The sequence below is a fragment of the Nocardia sp. NBC_00508 genome, from assembly GCF_036346875.1.
Taxonomy (GTDB): Bacteria; Actinomycetota; Actinomycetes; order Mycobacteriales; family Mycobacteriaceae; genus Nocardia.
The window spans coordinates 4,064,058-4,082,207 of the sequence record NZ_CP107852.1 but is presented as its reverse complement, the minus strand read 5'-3'; the positions used below and the strand labels follow the sequence as shown (position 1 = coordinate 4,082,207).

The following is an 18,150-nucleotide window of genomic DNA, read 5'->3' as shown; positions in this document are numbered from 1 at the left end:
AGTTTCCGACTTGTGTCGGTGCTGGTGCGTAAGGTGCGCGTGTGGCAAAGACCAAGCCGATCTTTCGGTGTTCCGCCTGTTCGCATGAAGTCGCCAAATGGGTGGGCAAGTGTCCCGAATGCGGGGCCTGGGGCAGCGTCGACGAGGTAGTCGTCGGGGCGGGTGCGGTCGGGGCCCAGGGACGTAAGGCGATGCTGCCCAGTACCGCGGCCGCACCGATCTCGCAGATCGATGCCAAGACCACCAAGGCCAGGCCGACGGGTGTCAGTGAGCTGGACCGGGTGCTCGGCGGCGGGGTGGTCCCCGGTTCCGTCGTGCTGCTCTCCGGCGAGCCGGGGGTGGGCAAGTCGACCCTGCTACTCGAGGTCGCCCATCGCTGGGCCACGCAGCGCGACGAGAAGTCGCTGTATGTCACGGCGGAGGAGTCGGCGGGGCAGGTCCGGCTGCGCGCCGATCGCACCGGTGCGGTGCACGACCGGGTCTATCTGGCGTCGGAATCGGATCTGTCGATCGTGCTGGGGCACGTGGAGCAGGTGCGCCCGACGCTACTCGTGGTCGACTCGGTGCAGACCATGCTCGCCCCGGATGTGGACGGCGTGATCGGCGGCGTCACCCAGGTGCGCGCGGTCACCGCCGCGTTGACTTCGCTGGCGAAGGTGAGCGGGATCGCGGTGCTGCTGGTCGGCCACGTCACCAAAGACGGCAATGTCGCCGGTCCGCGCACGCTCGAGCACCTGGTCGATGTGGTGTTGCAGTTCGAGGGCGACAAGAACTCCACGCTGCGGATGGTGCGCGGCATCAAGAACCGCTTCGGCAGCGCCGACGAAGTGGGCTGCTTCGAATTGCACGAGGACGGCATCACCGGTGTCGACGATCCGTCCGGCCTGTTCTTGCACCACCGGACCGATTCGGTGCCGGGCACCGCGGTGACCGTCGCGATGGACGGCAAACGACCGCTGGTCGGCGAGGTGCAGGGCCTGACCGTGAAGACCGAGATCCCGCAGCCGCGGCGCGCCGTGAGCGGGCTGGACTACAACCGGGTCGCCATGGTGCTGGCCGTCCTGCAGAGCCGTGGCCGGATATTCCTCGGCAAGAGCGATGTCTACGCCGCGACGGTCGGCGGCATGCGTCTGGTCGAGCCTGCGGCCGACCTGGCCATCGCGCTGGCCATCGCCAGCGCGGAATCCGATGTGTCGATCCCGCCGGGCTGGGTGATCCTCGGCGAGGTCGGACTCGCGGGCGAGGTCCGCAAGGTGACCGGCGTGACCCGCAGACTGGCCGAAGCCGAACGCCTCGGCTTCACCACCGCCCTGGTACCCCCCGGCCTGGCCCCGGCGAAGACCACCATGAAAATCCACGAGGTCACCGACCTGCGCTCCGCCATCCGCATAGCGGGCCTCCGCAAACTACGCGCTGCCCCAGCAGAGGCAGTCGGCTGAGTCGGCGCGCGCTCTATTACGCGATATTGAACGGCTCTGCCGCGCTGCGCACCGAACCGAGTTGCGCCACAACGTTGTATGCACCCGGTGGCACCTGAACGCGTTCGCCCGCGCAGTTGGGCTGCGAGGTGGAGCCCGACCAGGTCACCGTGAACGCCGCCTGCTCACCGCGATTCATCGTGCGGACGTCGGGCTGGCCGTCCGGGTAGCAATCGGTGCTCGACCACAGCCGCCGCTGGCCGTCGAGCGTGTGCACCGATACTTGCTGCAGACCGGAGCCCGTATCGCGGGTGCAGGCTACCGACGAGATGTTGGTGATGACGATCCCGAACACCGGCTGCTCGCCGCTCTTGTAGGTGGGCTGCTCGACCGTCACTTTGATCGCGAGCGACTGGTCCGGGCACGGACCTGCCGCCACGAGGCTGGTGCTCGGCTTCGGCGCGCCGGAATCACCGGCGCCGGATGGCTTGGCCGGTGCGGATTCGGCCGGCTTGGCCACGACCGAACTGGACGCGGCGGACTTGGTGTCGCCGGGCGAGTCGCCGCCGCGCACGACCGCGAGCACGACCCACATCACCAGCGCCAGCGCGACCACCAGGATGCCGATGGCGAATGCGCGTCGACGCCAGTAGATCTCCGGTGGCAGTGGTCCGTTCGGTTCCAGCACGCCTCAACGGTAAGGGCATGATCGGGCCCAGCGTCTCAGGGGCACGGCGTGTCGGCCGCCCCGCACCCGTTTGCGGCGGGTAGATTCCGCCGGCACGCTGGGCGGATCCCGGGTGTGCCGTGGCTTCAGACCACCTCGCCGATGTTGCCGACGACGCGGTGCAGTCGCACTTTGCCTTCGGCCAGCTTGTAGGTCACGCACGCGATCGCGCACGCACCGGTCGCGACCCGCTGCGAGATGATCATCGACCGCTGCATGAGCAGGCGGCTGGTCTCCACCACGTGCCTGGACTCCATCTCGTCGACGGTGGACAGACCTTCCCGCCGTCCGATCAGAATGGACGGCGTGACCCGCTCCACCACGCTGCGGATGAACCCGCCGGGGACCTCGCCGCCGTCGAGCGCGTCGATGGTCGCCTTCACGGCGCCGCAGCTGTCGTGCCCGAGCACTACGATGAGCGGCACGTTGAGCACCTGCACCCCGTACTCGATCGAGCCGAGTACCGAGCTGTCGACCACATGGCCCGCGGTGCGCACGACGAACATGTCGCCGAGGCCCTGGTCGAAGATCAACTCGGCTGCGACCCTGGAGTCGCCGCAACCGAACAGGATCGCGTGCGGGTGCTGGCCGCTGACGAGCTTGGCCCGGTCTGCGGCGCCCTGGCTAGGATGCAGCAGCGCACCACTGACGAAGCGCTCGTTGCCTTCTCGCAGGGACTTCCAGGCACTGATCGGGTTGGAATCCGGCATACCGACCATTGTGCACAAGCCTTGCGTTACCAGCGAGTTCGGATGGTTACAGGTGGGCAAACACCGCCTAGCGGCGGCAGGACAGGGATAGTGAGGGCAGTGCGGAACGGCGCACCGAAGGGCATCGACGCGGACACGTTGCTGGACTGGTACCGGGAGACCGCGCGCGATCTGCCGTGGCGTAGGCCGGGCGTCACCGCGTGGCAGATCCTGATGAGCGAGATCATGCTGCAGCAGACCCCCGTCGTACGCGTCGAACCGGTCTGGCGCGAGTGGGTTGCGCGTTGGCCGGTTCCCTCGGCGATGGCGGCGTCCTCGCCGGCCGAAGTGCTGCGGGCCTGGGGCAAGCTCGGCTATCCGCGGCGCGCGCTGCGCCTGCACGAGTGCGCGAGAGTGCTGGCGGCCGAGCACGGCGACGAGGTGCCCGCCGACGTCGACGTCCTGCTCGGCCTGCCCGGTATCGGCGCTTACACCGCGCGCGCCGTCGCGTGTTTCGCCTACGGCCAACGGGTTCCGGTGGTGGACACCAACGTCCGCCGCGTGGTTGCCAGGGCGGTGCACGGGCGCGCGGAAGCGGGTAACCCGTCCTCGCGCGACCTCGCCGAGACCGAAGCCCTCCTGCCACACCGGATCGACCGCGCCGCCGTGTTCTCCGCAGCCCTGATGGAACTCGGCGCGACCGTGTGTACCGCGCGCACCCCTGATTGCTCGCAGTGTCCACTGCCGAGCTGCGCATGGGTCACCGCCGGAAGACCGGTGACCGACGTGGTCCGCCGCACCCAGAAGTACGACGGCACCGACCGGCAGGCCCGCGGTCGGCTGCTGGACGTCCTGCGGGACGCCAGCGGACCGGTCGAGCGGATACGCCTCGATCTCGCCTGGACTCGCGACCCCGGACAACGTGACCGGGCGCTCGACTCGCTGCTGGTGGACGGCCTGATCGAACAAACCGCCGACGGCTTGTTCGCGCTCGCGGGCGAAGGCGGCCACAACGCGGCAGGGCCGGCCTGATTCAGGAGCGAGCGAGCTCCGTGACTGTCACACCGTTGTCGAAAATCTGCCGGTCCACGACGGTGAAGAACGCCGGGTCGAATCCGCCGTCGATGAGCGGCACGCCCGCTCCCGCCAGCACGGGGTAGGTCTTGAGCACCAGCCGGTCGATCTCCGGCATCAGTTCGCCGGCCAGACGTCCACCCCCGCACAGCCAGATGTCTTTATCGCCCCCTTCCTTTTTGAGGGCGCGGATCAGGCCGAGCGGGTCGCGGTCCACGACGGTCACGTCCGGGTCGGCGACCTCGCCGAGAGTGCTGGACACCACGTACTGGCGCAGGTGCGCGTACGGGCTCTCGATACCCGCGTCGTAAGCGGGCCGGTAGCTGCCCAACCCCAGGATCACAGTGTCGAAGCGGACATTGGGCACGTCGGTGAGCCCAGCGGCCGCACGGACGACCGTGGGAGTGACCTCTGGATAATGCGTGTCGACCCACGCGTTGTATGCGGCGGAACGCTCCTCGTCGGCCAGTGGGGCGAAGAAGAAGTCGAATTCCCCCTTCGGCCCCGCGATCCGGCCGTCGAGGCTGATGGCGACGTAGTAGACGAGTTCTCGCATTAAAATCACTCCATTTGAAGTACTCCACTTGCAGTGGTTAAGAAGATAGCACGTCCGCGGTCACCCACCGCCGAGCACGCGCCTGAGGAAGCGTTCGACCTCCGCCCGGTAACGCTGTGGCTGGTCATCGTGCACGAGATGTCCCGTACCGGGAACCAAGGCGTAATCGGCTTCCGGATGCGCGGCGGCCATCCGCCGCATCTGTCCCGGCGGGGTGATGCTGTGCTCGCCCTCCAGCAGCAGGGCAGGCACGCGCACGGCATGCCATTGCCACCAGAAGTCGCGCGTCCCCCATTCCTCGGAGATGTCACGGAACGTGGTGACCGAACCATGCAGCCGGTATCCCTCCGGTCCGCGCTGGAACGAGTTCAGGAAGTACTGTCCGGCCACCGGTCCGAAGAAGGAAAGCACGGCTTCGTCGTCGGGAAACGGCTCGGGCCATGCCTCGATCATCGCGGCCCAGTGCGCGGCGGTGCGGCCGGTGAAATCCGGCGCGATGTCCTCGATCACCAGTGCTCGGACCCGCTCGGGGTGGGTCGCGGCGAACACCCACCCGTGCAGCGCGCCCATCGAATGTCCGATCACCACCATCGGCTCGGTGATCTCCGCCGTGCCGGTGGCAAGGTCGTCGACGAATGCCTCGGTGGTCAATTCCGCCGGCGCGGGCCTGCCATGCCCCGCGGCGTCGAAGGTGTAGACGTGGCCGTGTTCGCGCAGCCAGTCCAGCTGATCGCGCCACGTGCGCGCGCTGCCCATCAGTCCGTGCAGCAGCAGGATCGGCGCGCCCGCTCCGCCTTCGTCGTGCAACATCGGTTCGACAATACGAGGCACCGAGCGCCTGCTCGGTGGCAACCGCTAGCTTGGACGCATGGCTGTTGTGAAGATCAACGCGATCGAGGTTCCCGAGGGCGCGGGCCCCGAGCTGGAGAAGCGATTCGCCCACCGTGCGCACGCGGTCGAGAACTCGCCCGGCTTCCTCGGCTTCCAGTTGCTGCGCCCCGTCGCCGGAGAGAACCGGTATTTCGTTGTCACCCAGTGGGATTCAGAAGAGTCCTTCGCCGCCTGGCGGGACGGGCCCGCACGCGAAGCGCATGCGGGCGAGCGCCAGAAGCCGGTCGCGACCGGGGCTTCGCTGCTCGAGTTCGAAGTCGTCCTCGACGTCGCGGGGAAGCCCGCGAACTGAGTCCGATGGGCAGCGCTCCCGGGGCCCTTGCGCACACTGCTGCCTCCGGGCGCGTCGCTCGCGTCGCGGTCCTGGGTGCCTTCGCCGGGCAGGTTCCTGCCTGCCCGGCGACTTGCCCGAGGCCGTGGTACCGCCGCGCAGGACATAGTTGACGCCGGGTGTGTGCGGGTGTCACAGTTCGAAGGACAAACGCGAGGGTGACGCGGTAATCCGGTGAGATTCCGGAGCGGTCGCGCCACTGTGTTCCATGCACCGAGTCCGGTGCCGGACAGCCAGACACCGGCACCGTCGCGTCACTACCCGACGGGACGCGTATCCCAAGGAGGACTCGAATGGCTATCGCGCATTCACCCAGCCGGGCAACCGATTCCCTGGCCACCGTGCTCGTCACGGTTGGTGTCGTTCTTCTCGCACTACTCACCCTCTACCTGGTCGGATTCGATCAGGGCGCCATCTCGCGCAGCGGGATGTACCTGCACGAGTTGATGCACGACGGACGCCACCTGCTAGGGCTCCCGTGCCACTGATCGGTTCACTCGGAACACTGCTGCTACGCGGCCTGCTGGCCGGTCTCATCGCCGGGCTGCTGGCCGCGACGGTCGGTTACTTCGTCGGCGAACCCAAGGTGGACGCCGCGATCGCCATCGAAGAAGCGGGCTCCGCCGCCGAACACACGCACGGCGAACCCGCCGAACCGTCGGGCGGGCATTCGCACGGCGACGAGGAAGAACCACTGGTGAGCCGCACCGGCCAGAAGTTCGGGCAGTTCCTCGCGCTCGGGCTGGCCGGGCTCGCGCTCGGCGCCATCTACGCCTCGGTCGCGCATGTCGCGCGGCGCTACACCACGCTGTCCGGGCCGCGGCTCGCGCTGGCGCTGGGCGCGGCGGGCTGGGCCGCGATCGTCGCGGTGCCGTTCTTCAAGTACCCGGCCAATCCGCCCGCGGTGGGTGATCCCGAAACCATCGACGAGCGCACCCTGCTGTGGCTGGCGGCGGTGCTGCTCGGCATCGTGGCGGTCGGCGCCGCGGTGGCGGTGTTCACCGTGTTGCGTGCACAACTGTCCACGGTCCGGCTGATCGGCGGTGTGGCCGCGTTCGTCTTGGTGACCGGGCTCGGCTACATCCTGCTGCCCGGTGTGAACGAGGTGAATGCGGATTTCCCGGCCAGCCTGCTGTGGGAGTTCCGGGTGGCGTCACTGGCCGAGACCGCGACGCTGTGGGTGTGCCTGGCCCTGGGCTTCGCGGCACTCACCGAATTCGCGACGCGAACCGATACTCCGGTACGGGTAACGGCCGCTACCGCGGACTGATTCGCGTCCGGAATTAGCTGAGGCAGTGTCGGTCACATGACCGGCACTGCCTTTTCTTCCCGGCCCGCCCCTCTGCACGCCCCTGTCTCCGCGCCACCACGCCCGGTTCGCGTCGCGTTCTCCGCGCTGGTCGTCGCTTTGCTCGCGGGCATCGCCGAAGCGATCGTGCGGGCAGCGCTCGCGTTCGACGAGGCCGACCCGGCGGACTTGGCGACCGGATTCGGCATGCGGTTGGCGATCTACCTGGCGGTACTGGCCGTCGCGGTGCGCGTGACCCGCGGCGACCGTTGGGCGCGTCTGGTGATCACCGTGGGCATCGGCGGGTTCGGTCTGCTCTCGCTGATCATCGAGCCGCTGGCCGAGGCCATCTCGGCGAAGGAACTCCGCGACCTGTTCGCCGACCTGACCCCCGCATCCGTATCGCTCGGTGTCTTCCGCGCAGTTCACGTAGCCGCCGTTCTCATCGCGATTCCCGCGCTCTACACCCGCCCCGCCCGCCGCTACTTCCACAAGCGCTGATTTGTCGCAAGCTCCCCGCACACGTCACCGAGTGTGCGGGGAGCAAGCGTTTGCGCGAACTACGCGAGGGCCGCGTCGAGGGTGATGTGGTCGACGCCCGCCAGTGCTTTGCTGACCGGGCAGCCCGCCTTGGCGGCCTCGGCGGCGGCCTGGAAGCCGTCGGCGTCGATGCCGGAGACGCGACCGCGGACGGTCAGCTTGATTCCGGTGATCCGGAAGCCGCCCGCCGGGTCGGGGCCGAGGGTCACGTCGGCGGTGACGTCCAGGCTCTCCGGCGCACCGCCCGCGTTGCCGATCTGCGCCGAGAGCGCCATCGCGTAGCAGGAGGAATGCGCGGCCGCGATCAGTTCCTCCGGGCTGGTGGTGCCGTCGGCCTCCTCGGCGGAACGCTTGGGGAACGACACGTCGTACTTGCCGACCCCCGAACTGGCCAGCTCGACCTGTCCCGAACCCTCCTGCAGGGTGCCGGTCCAGGCGGTACGCGCGGTACGTGTGGGCATCACGGTCCTTTCGCCGATGATCGTTTGACGATTCAGCAAAAAACCTACCCCGGCCGCTTCGCTCCGGCCCACCAGTTCGCCGATCACTTTCGTCCCGGCGGCCTATTCACACGCGCGCCGCGACGGCAGGGCGGCGCACCGGAAACCCATACGCACCAAGCACATCGAGGTATGCCGCCCAACGCCCGACCAGGTACGCACCACACGCGGCCGAAGATCCACTCACCTCTGGGCAATCCGTGGCGCGCCGAAACGCCCACCTGGACCGACAGAAGGTCCCGGCGGCGACGGGAGACATCCCGCCGGGCACCAATCCAGCGCCTGAACCGTCCGCCGAACCGTTCGCTCACTCCGGGTTCGTAATCCGGGCCAGCACGATGCCGCCGAGGATCAACGCGAGCGCGAGTATGCGCCCCGCGCTGAACGGGTCCTTGTGCAGGACGATGCCGAGGACGATCGCGCCGAGCGCCCCGATGCCGGTGAACACCGCGTAGGCGGTCCCCACCGGTAGCGTCTGCATAGCGCGGGACAGCAGGTACACCGCGGTGACGCCGAGCGCGAAGCAGATCAGCGTGGGCACGAGTCTGGTGAAGTTCTCGGTCGGTTTGATGCTCTGCGACCAGACGATCTCTACCAGCCCGGCGATGCCGAGGACTACCCAGTTCATCTCAGTACTCCGCGGCCAGATCGCGCGCTGTCACCAGCGCCCGGGCGTAGGACTCGTCGTGCTCGGCCCGCCGATCCGCGAGTGCCGGATCCTCGCGGGAATTGGCTAGTTCCGCGTGGACGAAAACCGTGTCGATGACGGCGAAATGGCCTGCGAAGAAATCGCGCAGAAAACGTTCCTGATAGTCATAGGCTGCTTTGGGCGCGCCGGGCGAGTATGCGCCGCCGCGTGCCGACGTCACGACGAAGCGCCGGTGTCCCAACGACATTCGCGGGAAGGTCACCTGATCCAGCCACGCTTTGAGCGAGGCCGGGATCGAATAGTTGTACATCGGCGTCCCGATCAGGACGACGTCCGCCGCCAGCAGTTCGGTGAGCAGCGGCGCGACGATCTCCCACGCGGCGGCCTGCGCGGAGGTGCGGACCAATTCGCCGAGCCGCTCCGGATCCGTGCGTGGCAGGGCCAGCACCGCGGCACACAATTCGGTCCACGCCTCTCCGATGAAGGGCACGGGGTCGGCCGCGAGATCACGGTAGCGGTAGCCGCCCTCCGGGTGTCGCTCGCGCCAGGCATCGGCGAACGCGGCGCTCAACTCCCGGCTGATCGACCGCCGCCGGGCGGTGGCATCGAGGTGCAACAGGGTGGTCATGGTCAAACCTCCGATTAAATGGACATGGTGTCCGATTCAGCTGAAGCGACCCTAGGACTAAATGGACGTATTGTCCAGTTAATTCGAAGTCGGCTACAGTCGCGGCATGGAACCCCGATCCGATCTGCTCGCCGGCACCGGCTCCGGCCGGCAGGCAGGCCCGCACGAACGCGCGGACGCGGCACGCAACCGGGCCAAAGTGCTGACGGCGGCGGCCGAACTGTTCGCCACCCGGGACCCACGCGCGGTGACGATGGACGACATAGCGAAGGCTGCGGGCGTTGGGCGCGGCACCCTGTATCGCCGCTATCCGGATACCAACTCGATCGCCGTTGCCCTGCTCGACGAGCACGAGCGCGCCCTACAGGAGAAATTGCTCGCCGGACCTCCCCCGCTCGGCCCCGGAGCATCACCGGCAGAGCGACTGGCCGCGTTCTACGCCGCGATGGTCGAATTGCTGGACGCGCACGCGCATCTGGTGCTCGGCGCGGAAATCGGCGGAGCACGGTTCGCGACCGGCGCGTACGGGTTCTGGTACGCGCATGTGCGAGCGCTATTGGTGGCGGCGGAAATTCGCGAGCCGGACGCTATGGTCGACCCACTGCTCGCGCTGCTGGCAGCGGAGGTCTATCGAAAGCAGCGCGAGCGCGGGCTCGACTCCGAACAGATCACCGACGCGCTCCGCACCATCGCGGAAGCTGTGCTCGGTGATGCGCAACCGGCGAAGCGAGAGTGACCCGAGACGCGGACATGACCGAAAGCCGTTGACGGACGCTCTCCGCCAACGGCTTCGACACCCTCTTGATCACACCAGATCGCGTCCGCGCATCAGCCAGATCGTGCCACCCGCGAAAAGCACCAGGTAGCTCACCAGCACGACCAGAGATTCGTTTCGCGAAAGCACTTCGAGCACACCCGGCGTAGCCGGTCCGTCGACCGTGCGCATCGCCCCGGCCAGCGACCCCGCCGCCGTGCCGGGTAGATGATCGGTGATGACCTCGATCGGCGGGAAAATGCCCGCCACGCCGCGCAGCAGGTTCTCCACCACGAGCACCCAGACCAAGCCGAGCCCGACGGCGAGCGCGGGACCACGAGCGATCGCGCCGATGAGCGCACCCGCCAGCGTCCACATTCCCAGAATCACTATTCCGGTGAGGATTCCGAGCAGCGCCCGGTCCAGCGAAGGCGGCGTGAGCGGCTGTGACTCCGATACCGCGACCAGTCCGGCGATCGCGATATCCGCAACGAACGCCACGCACACCAGCCCCACCACCACGACCGCGAGACTCACCACTACCGCGGCGACCGTGGACACCCGCGAAGGGCGCTGTGTGAACACGGTTTTCCAGGTCCCCCAGCCATATCCGCTGCCGACGGTCAGCGCGCCGAGGATGAGCATCAGCGCGCCGCCGAACATCGCCATCCCCTGCGTGAACACTTCGGGGACCGCGACGGGCAACATCTGCTGCAGCAGCGCCTGGCGAGGCAGCCCATTGGACATTCGGCCGGATTCGCCCGAGGTATACGCCAAGTAGTTGAACAGGTATGCGAACGTGAGATTCAGCAGAATCCACGTGCCCAGGAGTATCCAGAACGCGGGCCACTTGCGCAGCCGCAGCATTTCCGCTTTCGTGCTCGCCACCAGATCACGCAGCACCAACCGGTTCATCGCACCGCCTCCAGTCGTGTCATCTCGAAGAACACTTCCTCCAGGGATTTCTCGTCGACCCGCAGTTCCAGCAGATCCGCGCCCGACGCCACAACGGCACGCGCCACCGCGGGCGCGGAGACGGCGTCCGACTCGATCCTGATACCGCTCGCGGTCGGTAACGCCGAACGCTCGCCGACCAGCCGACGCACTACGGGCAACGCCACCTCCAGCGGCTCGGCCCGCAGCAGCAGCGACGAGGCCCCGCGCAACTCCGCGACCGTCGCTTCGGCGAGCAGCGTGCCGTGCGAGATCACGCCGACGCGGTCGCAGATCTCCTGCACCTCGCTGAGCATGTGGCTGGACAGCAGCACAGTGTGGCCCTCGGCGGCCAGATCCGTGATCAGCTCCCGCATTTCGGCCATACCCGCCGGATCCAGGCCGTTGGTCGGCTCGTCCAGGATGAGCAGATCAGGACTGCCCAGCAGCGCGGCGCCCACACCGAGCCGCTGTTTCATGCCCAGCGAGTAGGTGCGGAATTTGTCGTCGGCGCGGGACGCCAGGCCGATCCGGTGTAGTGCATCCGCCACTTCGGTTCGGCCGAGTCCGCGGTACTTCGCCAGGACCCGCAGGTTGTCCCGGCCGGAGAGGTAGGGATAGAAACCGGGGCCCTCGATGAGTACACCGATCCGGCGGACCACCGCCGGATCACCCGGACTGCGCCCCGCCACCGTGGCCGCGCCCGCGCTGGGACGGATCAGCCCGACCAGCATGCGCAGCGTGGTGGTCTTGCCCGCGCCGTTCGGGCCGAGGAACCCGTAGATCTCGCCCGACGCGACGCTCATGCTGACACCGGAGACCGCGGTGTGGTCGCCGTAGCGTTTGGTCAACCCTCGGGTGACCACGATCGAATCTGTCATGCACCGAGAATCCGCCGCAGACCCTGGCCTTGGCATCCGTCGCCGAGCGATGTTCGGCGTACGTATCGAGAACTATCGCGGCGCCGCCGCGGAATTCCGTCCGCGCCCAGCGCGCATTCCGGATGCCGATGGCGCGATATCCGTGAAATACGTTCCCAGGCGGACGTCGAATCCCGGCCCAGCCGCATAGGCTACGTGCGTGCGGGTGGCAGGGATTACAGATCGGAGCTCGGTCGGCTTGGACTGGGGGGTCGCGCTCGTCGTGGCCGCGGTTCAAGTGGTCGGGGGCACCTTCGCGAACATGCGGCAGACGGGGGTGCACTCCCTCGATATGCTCGGGTATCTGCTGCTGCTCGCCGGGCCGGTGGCGCTCATCTGGCGGCGGGCGCAGCCGGTGCCGGTGCTGTTCGTCGTCCTGGCCGTATGCCTGGCGTATTTCGTGCGCGGCTACGGATACGGGCCGATCTTCGTCTCGCTGGTCGTCGCCTTTCTGACCGCCGCGAGCAGCGGATCTCGTTGGTGGACTTACCCGCTCGTCCCGCTCGGCTATCTCACCCTGGTCTGGCCGGTGCCCGCGCCGCTCGGCCGGCCCGCCAACCTGTGGCAGATCTTCGCGCTGATGGCTTGGCTGGCCGTGCTGCTGTCGGTAGCCGAAGGGATCAGGCAGCGCAAGGCCGTGCTCGTCGCGCGCCGACAGCGCGCCGAGGCCGCGCGCCGGGACGAGCAAGCGCAGCGCGAGCGGCAAGCCAGCGACGAGCGCCTGGCCATCGCCCGCGAATTGCACGATGTGCTGGCGCACAGCCTGTCGATGATCAACGTGCAGTCCTCGGTGGCGCTGGAGATACTCGACAAGCGACCCGAGCAGGCGCAGACCGCGCTGACCGCGATCAAGGCCGCTAGCCGCGACGCACTGGCCGATGTGCACGCGCTGCTGCACACGATCCGCTCCGGAACGGTCGCAGCGTCCGGGGACCAACCGGCCGACGACGCCCCCGCGAGCACGGACGAGGACAACGACCGTCGGCGCCGCCGTAGCTCGCGAACCGGCCGCAACCTGTCTGCCGCCGAGGGTGCTTCGAGCGACAGCGACAGTCGCGCACACGCCACGGCGAACACCGATGCCGCCGGGCCACCGCCCGCCCCCCGCGCTCCCGCACCGAGCATCAGCGACTTGGACGAGCTGTTGCAGCTCCCGCGCGCGACCGGCTTGACGGTCGACACCCGAGTGCTCGGCACCGCCCAGCAGTTGCCCAGCGTCATGGACGCGGCGGCGGTGCGGATCATCCAGGAATCGTTGACCAACGTGCTCCGGCACGCGCCCGGCGCCGACGCCACGGTGACCGTGCGCTACACGTCGGACTCGGTCGACATCACCGTCGACAACACGCGCCCGACCAGCGCCCCATCCCGTTCCGGCAGCGGCGGCAACGGCATCATCGGCATGCGCGAGCGGGCGCACGCACTCGGCGGCGCGCTCACGGCAGGCCCCCGTCCCAGCGGCGGATTCCGGGTCGCGGCACGGCTGCCCACCCGGACACCCGACCCAGGAGCGGCCGAACCGAATGCGACATCCCCGGGTACAACGCCGACCGGCGCCACACCGGGCACGATCACCCCGAGCAAAGCGGCAACGAGCACGCCCGATCAGGAAGCGGCTGGACTCACTACGGCGACATCGGGGACGACACCGAACAGCACCACACCGAGCATGACCGCTCCGAAAGAGCCGGGTACGGCCGCACCTCATGGTCCGCAGGACGAGCCCGCCGAGCGGCCGAGCACATCCGCCGGACGAGTGAAGCACTAGCTCCGGCAGAGGGCACAGGAAACTCCGATGCACGACCACCACGACAACACCCGGACGGGCGACACGGCATCGCGCACCGCGCAACCCAGCGCGACGGCGCCGGGCAGCGCGCGGGTACAGCCCGCAGACGTCTGGCAACCGAGTAGCTCCGCTGGAAAGCAATAGCGCCCACCGGAACGACCCGGGCGACGCAGAGGAGGCTCCGATGCATGACCACGACGGCGCGCAGGCCGGTGGCGCAGCCGGGCAGGCGAGCATCCAGGTCTTGGTGGCCGACGACCAGGCGCTGGTGCGCGGCGGTTTCGTCGCACTGCTGGAGGCCCAGGACGGTATCGAGGTGGTCGGCGAGGCGGACAACGGTGAGCAGGCGGTGCGCATGACCCGCAGCCTTCACCCGGACGTGGTGCTGATGGACATCCGCATGCCGATCCTGGACGGCCTGGCCGCCACTCGCATGATCGCCGAGGACGCGAAACTCGCCGAGGTGCGAGTGGTCGTGCTGACCACCTTCGAGCTCGACGAGTACGTCTTCGAGGCGATGCGCTCCGGGGCGACGGGATTTCTCGTCAAACACACCGAGCCGGCCGATCTGGTGCGCGCCGTTCGCGTCGTCGCGGCCGGCGATGCCCTGCTGTCCCCCGGCGTCACCCGCAGGCTGATCGCGGAGTTCTCCGCGCGCGCGAAGACGCCACCGCCCGCGACCCTCGCCGAACTCACCGAGCGCGAGCGCGAGGTGATGGCCCTGGTCGCCGAGGGCCTCACCAACGCCGAAATCGGCGAACGTCTCTTCATGAGCCCCGCCACGGCACGCACCCACGTCAGCCGTATCCTCACCAAACTGAACGCAAGAGACCGAACCCAACTCGTGGTCATGGCCTACGAATCCGGCCTGGTCCGCCCAGGCTGGCAATAGTGGTCTCCCGCCACCACGAGACCGCTGGTGAGCGAACCGTAGCCGATGATCGACCCCGGTTCGGTCCGGACGACTCCGCAAGGGACCGGTCCGTTGTCAGCTTTCCGGATTCGCCTGTCGGCGTTCGGCTTCGGTGAAGACGGGGCGCGGGGCCCCCACCGGTGCGGACTGCGCGCGCGTGGAGTACGCGGCGGCAGCGCCGAATGCACCGCTCACGCCACCCGGCGCCGCGGCGTAGGTGATCGACTGCCCTGGGGCGAAGCCCATCTCGGTGCCGATCGCCACCGCGTCCATGTTTGCGCCGAGGAAGAGGAAAGTCCAGTTGTAGACATCCTGCTGCTGGGTGATGAGCGATTTCACCGCAGCGTGCGACCATTCCTTACTGGAGTTCTCGTGCCCATCGGTGAGCACGACGACGATGACAGTTCCCGGTCGCTCCTGCTCGGGCCGCTTCGCGAGGTCCGCGCCCACGTCGGTGACCAGTTTGCCGACCGCGTCGTACAGGGCGGTCATCCCGCGCGGCTGTAGGCTCGGCGGCGGCACCTCGGCGATCGGCCGATTCGCGTAGAGGCATTCGTATTCGGTGTCGAATTGCGCCAGCGTCACCTCGATGCTCTTCGGCACCTCGCGCTGCTGCTCGATATAGGCGGCGAACCCGCCTTCGGTGTCGGACTTGATCGACTGCATGGAGCCGGAACGGTCCAGCAGAACAGCGATCAGGGTCGAATCCGGATTGGTCATTGCACACCCCCGTGTCGGTTTCACGAACCCCACCCAAGGTACTCGCTCCGCCGCCGGGCATCGTGCGACGAATAAGGGCTCGTACCACCGACTACAGGTGGTACGAGCCCCTTTGATTCGCGACTTACTCGCCGGAAGCTGCCTCCGCGGAGCCTTCCGCCGCGCCGGTCAGCACGACTTCGGGCTTCTCCTCGGCGGCGGCCTTGGTCAACTTCGCCTTGCCGGTGAAGGTGAACTTGGCGTCCTCGCCGGAGCCCTCGCCGTCCCAGCCCTCGACATCGACCGCGATGGTCTGGCCAGGGCCGATCTCGCCGAAGAGGATCTTCTCCGACAGCTGGTCCTCGATCTCGCGCTGGATGGTGCGGCGCAGTGGCCGGGCACCGAGCACGGGATCGAAGCCACGCTTGGCCAGCAGGTTCTTGGCGTTATCGGTGAGCTCGATCGCCATGTCCTTGTTCTTCAGCTGCGTGGCGACGCGGTTGATCATCAGGTCCACCATCTCGACGATCTGGTCGGTGGTGAGCTGGTGGAAGACGATCACATCGTCGATGCGGTTGAGGAACTCGGGCCGGAAGTGCTTCTTCAGCTCGTCGTTGACCTTGAGCTTCATCCGCTCGTAGTTCGAGCCCTCGCTGTTGGACTGCGTGAAGCCCAGGCCGACGGCCTTCGAGATGTCCGAGGTGCCGAGGTTCGAGGTGAAGATCAGCACCGTGTTCTTGAAGTCCACGGTCCGGCCCTGGCCGTCGGTGAGGCGGCCGTCCTCCAGGACCTGCAACAGGGTGTTGTAGATCTCCTGATGGGCCTTCTCGATCTCGTCGAACAGCACGACCGAGAACGGCTTGCGACGCACCTTCTCGGTGAGCTGGCCGCCCTCCTCGTAGCCGACGTAGCCCGGAGGGGCACCGAACAGCCGCGAGGCGGTGAAGCGGTCGTGGAACTCGCCCATGTCGATCTGAATGAGCGCGTCGTCGTCGCCGAACAGGAAGTTCGCCAGCGCCTTGGACAGCTCGGTCTTACCGACACCGGACGGACCGGCGAAGATGAACGAGCCGGACGGGCGCTTCGGATCCTTCAGGCCGGCGCGGGTGCGGCGAATCGCCTTGGAGACGGCCTTGACCGCGTCCTCCTGGCCGATGATCCGCTTGTGCAGCTCGTCCTCCATGCGGAGCAGACGGGTGGTCTCCTCCTCGGTGAGCTTGAACACCGGGATACCGGTCCAGTTCGCCAGCACCTCGGCGATCTGCTCGTCGTCGACCTCGGCCACGACGTCCAGATCACCCGAGCGCCACTGCTTCTCCCGCTCGGCCCGCTTGGCGACGAGCTGCTTCTCCTTGTCGCGCAGCCGCGCGGCCTTCTCGAAGTCCTGCGCGTCGATCGCGGACTCCTTCTCCCGGCGCGCCTCGGCGATCTTGTCGTCGAACTCGCGCAGGTCCGGCGGAGCGGTCATGCGACGGATGCGCATGCGCGCACCGGCCTCGTCGATCAGGTCGATCGCCTTGTCCGGCAGGAACCGGTCGTTGATGTAGCGGTCGGCCAGGGTCGCGGCGGCCACCAGTGCGCCGTCGGTGATGGAGACCCGGTGGTGCGCCTCGTAGCGGTCGCGCAGACCCTTGAGGATGTTGATGGTGTGCTCGACCGTCGGCTCGCCCACCTGCACCGGCTGGAACCGGCGCTCGAGGGCGGCGTCCTTCTCGATGTACTTGCGGTACTCGTCGAGGGTGGTCGCGCCGATGGTCTGTAGCTCGCCGCGGGCCAGCTTCGGCTTCAGGATCGAGGCCGCGTCGATGGCGCCCTCGGCGGCGCCCGCGCCGACCAGCGTGTGCAGCTCGTCGATGAACAGGATGATGTCGCCGCGGGTATTGATCTCCTTGAGCACCTTCTTCAGGCGCTCTTCGAAATCACCGCGGTAGCGGCTGCCCGCGACCAGGGAGCCCAGATCGAGCGTGTAGAGCTGCTTGTCCTTCAGCGTCTCGGGAACCTCGCCGTTGACGATGGCCTGCGCGAGACCCTCCACCACGGCGGTCTTACCGACGCCGGGCTCGCCGATCAGCACCGGGTTGTTCTTGGTACGGCGGCTGAGCACCTGCATGACGCGCTCGATCTCCTTCGAGCGGCCGATGACCGGGTCGAGCTTGCCCTCCAGCGCGGCCTGGGTCAGATTGCGGCCGAACTGGTCGAGCACCAGCGAGGTGGACGGGGTGCCCGCCTCACCGCGCGAGCCGGACTCGACCGGCTCCTTGCCCTGGTACCCGGACAGCAGTTGGATGACCTGCTGACGCACGCGGTTGAGATCGGCGCCCAGCTTCACCAGCACCTGCGCCGCCACGCCCTCGCCCTCGCGGATGAGGCCGAGCAGGATGTGCTCGGTGCCGATGTAGTTGTGGCCGAGTTGCAGCGCCTCGCGAAGGCTCAGCTCCAGTACCTTCTTGGCGCGCGGGGTGAACGGGATGTGCCCGGACGGGGCCTGCTGGCCCTGACCGATGATCTCCTCCACCTGGCTGCGCACGCCTTCCAGCGAAATGCCGAGCGACTCCAGCGACTTGGCCGCGACGCCCTCACCCTCGTGGATCAGCCCCAGCAGGATGTGCTCGGTGCCGATGTAGTTGTGGTTGAGCATCCGGGCCTCTTCCTGGGCCAGGACAACGACACGCCTCGCGCGGTCGGTGAACCTCTCGAACATCGCTCCCTCACTCTCCTGCTCCGACATTCTGGCAACAGACGTCGCAGTGTGCTGTGTACAACCGTGGGCGTCAGCCTGCCATGAAGCCCGGGGGTTGCGGCCCCCGCGTCTCCACTCTAGTTGGCGGGGGATGCCGCCGTCGCCAGTCCA

General features: G+C 67.9%; 20 protein-coding genes and 1 riboswitch. Of the genes, 9 read left to right on the top strand and 11 right to left on the bottom strand.

Going from position 1 to position 18,150, the window contains the following annotated elements; translation table 11 throughout:
• The first annotated feature begins 41 nt into the window (after positions 1-41).
• Complete coding sequence (radA, locus tag OHA40_RS18115) at positions 42-1,439, top strand: DNA repair protein RadA (RefSeq protein WP_330228114.1); 1,398 nt, start codon at positions 42-44, stop codon at positions 1,437-1,439.
• A gap of 16 nt (positions 1,440-1,455) precedes the next feature.
• Here the strand turns inward: radA and OHA40_RS18110 are convergent, their stop codons facing one another.
• Entirely contained in the window at positions 1,456-2,106 is a 651-nt protein-coding gene (locus OHA40_RS18110) for a hypothetical protein (RefSeq protein WP_330228113.1), read from the bottom strand.
• A gap of 125 nt (positions 2,107-2,231) precedes the next feature.
• Positions 2,232-2,855 (bottom strand): carbonic anhydrase, encoded by a 624-nt coding sequence (locus OHA40_RS18105; protein ID WP_330228112.1) that lies wholly within the window; start codon positions 2,853-2,855, stop codon positions 2,232-2,234.
• A gap of 99 nt (positions 2,856-2,954) precedes the next feature.
• Between OHA40_RS18105 and OHA40_RS18100 the strand changes: the two genes are divergently transcribed.
• Complete coding sequence (locus tag OHA40_RS18100; RefSeq protein ID WP_442943746.1) at positions 2,955-3,866, top strand: A/G-specific adenine glycosylase; 912 nt, start codon at positions 2,955-2,957, stop codon at positions 3,864-3,866.
• A 1-nt stretch (position 3,867) separates the two neighbouring features.
• On the opposite strand, the gene OHA40_RS18095 is transcribed toward OHA40_RS18100, so the two are convergent.
• Together OHA40_RS18095 and OHA40_RS18090 are read right to left on the bottom strand one after the other, a co-directional pair.
• A complete protein-coding gene (locus OHA40_RS18095) occupies positions 3,868-4,464 on the bottom strand; it encodes a dihydrofolate reductase family protein (RefSeq protein WP_330228111.1) in 597 nt (198 codons plus the stop codon).
• 60 nt (positions 4,465-4,524) lie between these two features.
• Positions 4,525-5,274, bottom strand: a complete 750-nt coding sequence (locus tag OHA40_RS18090) for an alpha/beta fold hydrolase (RefSeq protein ID WP_330228110.1) — start codon at positions 5,272-5,274, stop codon at positions 4,525-4,527.
• Positions 5,275-5,332: 58 nt separating this feature from the next.
• Between OHA40_RS18090 and mhuD the strand changes: the two genes are divergently transcribed.
• From mhuD to OHA40_RS18070, 4 genes are all read left to right on the top strand, one after another.
• Positions 5,333-5,647, top strand: coding sequence for a mycobilin-forming heme oxygenase MhuD (mhuD, locus tag OHA40_RS18085; protein ID WP_330228109.1), 315 nt, complete (start codon positions 5,333-5,335; stop codon positions 5,645-5,647).
• A 151-nt stretch (positions 5,648-5,798) separates the two neighbouring features.
• A riboswitch (cobalamin riboswitch) is annotated at positions 5,799-5,949 on the top strand.
• Between the two features lie 30 nt (positions 5,950-5,979).
• A complete protein-coding gene (locus tag OHA40_RS18080) occupies positions 5,980-6,174 on the top strand; it encodes a CbtB domain-containing protein (RefSeq protein WP_043685997.1) in 195 nt (64 codons plus the stop codon).
• The gene (locus tag OHA40_RS18075) at positions 6,165-6,956 is read left to right on the top strand and encodes a CbtA family protein (RefSeq protein WP_330228108.1); all 792 of its coding nucleotides are present in this window, start codon (positions 6,165-6,167) and stop codon (positions 6,954-6,956) included. Before OHA40_RS18080 ends, OHA40_RS18075 begins: the two co-directional genes overlap by 10 nt.
• Before the next feature lie 36 nt (positions 6,957-6,992).
• On the top strand, positions 6,993-7,475 hold the full coding sequence (locus tag OHA40_RS18070; RefSeq protein WP_330228107.1) for a hypothetical protein: 483 nt from the start codon (positions 6,993-6,995) through the stop codon (positions 7,473-7,475).
• Positions 7,476-7,534: 59 nt separating this feature from the next.
• On the opposite strand, the gene OHA40_RS18065 is transcribed toward OHA40_RS18070, so the two are convergent.
• The 3 genes from OHA40_RS18065 to OHA40_RS18055 all read right to left on the bottom strand — a co-directional run bounded on the left by OHA40_RS18065 (position 7,535) and on the right by OHA40_RS18055 (position 9,291).
• Positions 7,535-7,975, bottom strand: a complete 441-nt coding sequence (locus OHA40_RS18065; protein WP_330228106.1) for an OsmC family peroxiredoxin — start codon at positions 7,973-7,975, stop codon at positions 7,535-7,537.
• A gap of 346 nt (positions 7,976-8,321) precedes the next feature.
• Positions 8,322-8,642, bottom strand: a complete 321-nt coding sequence (locus tag OHA40_RS18060; RefSeq protein ID WP_330228105.1) for a DMT family transporter — start codon at positions 8,640-8,642, stop codon at positions 8,322-8,324.
• A 1-nt stretch (position 8,643) separates the two neighbouring features.
• A complete protein-coding gene (locus tag OHA40_RS18055) occupies positions 8,644-9,291 on the bottom strand; it encodes an FMN-dependent NADH-azoreductase (protein WP_330228104.1) in 648 nt (215 codons plus the stop codon).
• Between the two features lie 106 nt (positions 9,292-9,397).
• Here OHA40_RS18055 and OHA40_RS18050 point away from each other — a divergent pair, with 106 nt between their 5' ends.
• On the top strand, positions 9,398-10,027 hold the full coding sequence (locus tag OHA40_RS18050; RefSeq protein WP_330228103.1) for a TetR/AcrR family transcriptional regulator: 630 nt from the start codon (positions 9,398-9,400) through the stop codon (positions 10,025-10,027).
• Between the two features lie 69 nt (positions 10,028-10,096).
• Here the strand turns inward: OHA40_RS18050 and OHA40_RS18045 are convergent, their stop codons facing one another.
• Together OHA40_RS18045 and OHA40_RS18040 are read right to left on the bottom strand one after the other, a co-directional pair.
• Positions 10,097-10,960 (bottom strand): ABC transporter permease, encoded by an 864-nt coding sequence (locus tag OHA40_RS18045; RefSeq protein WP_330228102.1) that lies wholly within the window; start codon positions 10,958-10,960, stop codon positions 10,097-10,099.
• Positions 10,957-11,859, bottom strand: coding sequence for an ABC transporter ATP-binding protein (locus tag OHA40_RS18040; RefSeq protein WP_330228101.1), 903 nt, complete (start codon positions 11,857-11,859; stop codon positions 10,957-10,959). The genes OHA40_RS18045 and OHA40_RS18040 overlap by 4 nt, the downstream gene beginning before the upstream one ends.
• 301 nt (positions 11,860-12,160) lie before the next feature.
• Here OHA40_RS18040 and OHA40_RS18035 point away from each other — a divergent pair, with 301 nt between their 5' ends.
• Complete coding sequence (locus OHA40_RS18035; protein WP_330228100.1) at positions 12,161-13,666, top strand: sensor histidine kinase; 1,506 nt, start codon at positions 12,161-12,163, stop codon at positions 13,664-13,666.
• Between the two features lie 205 nt (positions 13,667-13,871).
• Positions 13,872-14,579 carry a response regulator transcription factor gene (locus OHA40_RS18030; protein ID WP_330228099.1) on the top strand — a complete coding sequence of 236 codons (708 nt, stop codon included), beginning with the start codon at positions 13,872-13,874 and terminating at the stop codon, positions 14,577-14,579.
• Between the two features lie 96 nt (positions 14,580-14,675).
• Here the strand turns inward: OHA40_RS18030 and OHA40_RS18025 are convergent, their stop codons facing one another.
• Complete coding sequence (locus OHA40_RS18025; protein WP_330228098.1) at positions 14,676-15,320, bottom strand: vWA domain-containing protein; 645 nt, start codon at positions 15,318-15,320, stop codon at positions 14,676-14,678.
• A 124-nt stretch (positions 15,321-15,444) separates the two neighbouring features.
• The gene (locus tag OHA40_RS18020) at positions 15,445-18,000 is read right to left on the bottom strand and encodes an ATP-dependent Clp protease ATP-binding subunit (RefSeq protein WP_330228097.1); all 2,556 of its coding nucleotides are present in this window, start codon (positions 17,998-18,000) and stop codon (positions 15,445-15,447) included.
• Positions 18,001-18,150 lie beyond the last annotated feature (150 nt).

Bases quoted from the DNA above. Each gene is read 5' to 3' on its own strand.
- OHA40_RS18105 (WP_330228112.1), bottom strand. From the start codon at position 2,855: ATGCCGGATTCCAACCCGATCAGTGCCTGGAAGTCCCTGCGAGAAGGC.
- OHA40_RS18095 (WP_330228111.1), bottom strand. From the start codon at position 4,464: ATGCGAGAACTCGTCTACTACGTCGCCATCAGCCTCGACGGCCGGATC.
- OHA40_RS18090 (WP_330228110.1), bottom strand. From the start codon at position 5,274: ATGTTGCACGACGAAGGCGGAGCGGGCGCGCCGATCCTGCTGCTGCAC.
- mhuD (WP_330228109.1), top strand. From the start codon at position 5,333: ATGGCTGTTGTGAAGATCAACGCGATCGAGGTTCCCGAGGGCGCGGGC.
- OHA40_RS18080 (WP_043685997.1), top strand. From the start codon at position 5,980: ATGGCTATCGCGCATTCACCCAGCCGGGCAACCGATTCCCTGGCCACC.
- OHA40_RS18070 (WP_330228107.1), top strand. From the start codon at position 6,993: ATGACCGGCACTGCCTTTTCTTCCCGGCCCGCCCCTCTGCACGCCCCT.
- OHA40_RS18065 (WP_330228106.1), bottom strand. From the start codon at position 7,975: ATGCCCACACGTACCGCGCGTACCGCCTGGACCGGCACCCTGCAGGAG.
- OHA40_RS18060 (WP_330228105.1), bottom strand. From the start codon at position 8,642: ATGAACTGGGTAGTCCTCGGCATCGCCGGGCTGGTAGAGATCGTCTGG.
- OHA40_RS18055 (WP_330228104.1), bottom strand. From the start codon at position 9,291: ATGACCACCCTGTTGCACCTCGATGCCACCGCCCGGCGGCGGTCGATC.
- OHA40_RS18050 (WP_330228103.1), top strand. From the start codon at position 9,398: ATGGAACCCCGATCCGATCTGCTCGCCGGCACCGGCTCCGGCCGGCAG.
- OHA40_RS18045 (WP_330228102.1), bottom strand. From the start codon at position 10,960: ATGAACCGGTTGGTGCTGCGTGATCTGGTGGCGAGCACGAAAGCGGAA.
- OHA40_RS18040 (WP_330228101.1), bottom strand. From the start codon at position 11,859: ATGACAGATTCGATCGTGGTCACCCGAGGGTTGACCAAACGCTACGGC.
- OHA40_RS18035 (WP_330228100.1), top strand. From the start codon at position 12,161: ATGCGGCAGACGGGGGTGCACTCCCTCGATATGCTCGGGTATCTGCTG.
- OHA40_RS18030 (WP_330228099.1), top strand. From the start codon at position 13,872: ATGCATGACCACGACGGCGCGCAGGCCGGTGGCGCAGCCGGGCAGGCG.
- OHA40_RS18025 (WP_330228098.1), bottom strand. From the start codon at position 15,320: ATGACCAATCCGGATTCGACCCTGATCGCTGTTCTGCTGGACCGTTCC.
- OHA40_RS18020 (WP_330228097.1), bottom strand. From the start codon at position 18,000: ATGTTCGAGAGGTTCACCGACCGCGCGAGGCGTGTCGTTGTCCTGGCC.